Below are 511 nucleotides of genomic sequence, written 5' to 3' on the forward strand. Positions count from 1 at the left end.
CAGCGCATGAGCCTGGGCAGCCAGTCTTCGATCCGCGGCTACAAGGACCAGAGCCTCAACGGCGACAGCGGCTACTACTGGCGCAACGACCTGCGCTGGACTCGCCCGGTGGGCTGGGACTGGCTGCGCCCGGTGTTCGCCGAGTACGGCACGGGCCTGGGTTATGACTTCGGCGCGATCCGCAACGACCGCTACAACGCCGAGCAGCATGGCCGGGTCTCCAGCGACTCGATCGAATTCTTCGCCCGCGGCAGGAACCTGGCCGCCAGCGTGACCTTCGCCCATTCCCTCGAGCGGCCCGAAGCCCTGAATGAACGGGAAGCGCCGATTTATTTCCGTCTGGATGTGTTCCTTTAACGCCGCTCTTTAACACGAGATACACGACATGGATGTTCGTCAGTTTGCCTTCCTGGCCCGCCAACCTTCTGCCACCCTGCAAGCGCGGGAGTCGTTCTGGGGGCTGCCCAAGCGGGGCCTGGCGTTCATCCTGGCCAACATGATGTTCTGGCAG

General features: G+C 63.6%; 1 protein-coding gene. It reads left to right on the forward strand.

What is annotated here, in order from left to right; all coding sequences use genetic code 11:
* The coding region (locus U873_RS0132270) for a ShlB/FhaC/HecB family hemolysin secretion/activation protein (protein ID WP_029978809.1) at window positions 1–357 on the forward strand (357 nt) is incomplete at its 5' end.
* Between the last annotated feature and the right edge of the window lie 154 nt (window positions 358–511).

It is taken from the genome of Pseudomonas sp. PH1b (genome assembly GCF_000633395.1).
Classification (GTDB): domain Bacteria; phylum Pseudomonadota; class Gammaproteobacteria; order Pseudomonadales; family Pseudomonadaceae; genus Aquipseudomonas.